General features: G+C 46.7%; 1 pseudogene. It reads left to right on the forward strand.

Annotation, left to right across the window (positions count from 1 at the left end):
• Positions 1 to 418: pseudogene (locus tag A3763_RS28115) on the forward strand (MBL fold metallo-hydrolase); the annotation flags it as partial.

The following is a 418-nucleotide window of genomic DNA, read 5'->3' on the forward strand; positions in this document are numbered from 1 at the left end:
GTAATAAACAGATGATCCGACAATTTATGTCGGTGCTTAAGCAGCGTATTGTGCCGCTCAAATATGGTGATTTGTATTCAGTCTTTGAAGGTTTAGATATTTGCTTACAGCCAGCAGGTCATATTCTTGGCTCTGCTTATGTTGAGTGCTGTGTAAACCAGGGGAAGGACGCGCATACGTTTATCTTTTCGGGTGATTTAGGCGCTCCTCACTCTCCTTTGTTAGCCGCGCCGAAGCCTCCTGAAGCATGTGATACCTTGGTGATTGAAAGCACTTATGGCGATAAGAATCATGAAGATCGACGCTCTCGTCGGCAGCGACTTAAGGCAGTGATCGAGAGTGCTGTTCAAGACAGAGGTGTGGTCTTGATTCCTGCGTTCAGTATCGGCCGCACTCAGGAGCTATTGTATGAACTTGA

This window comes from Oleiphilus sp. HI0128 (assembly GCF_001635365.1).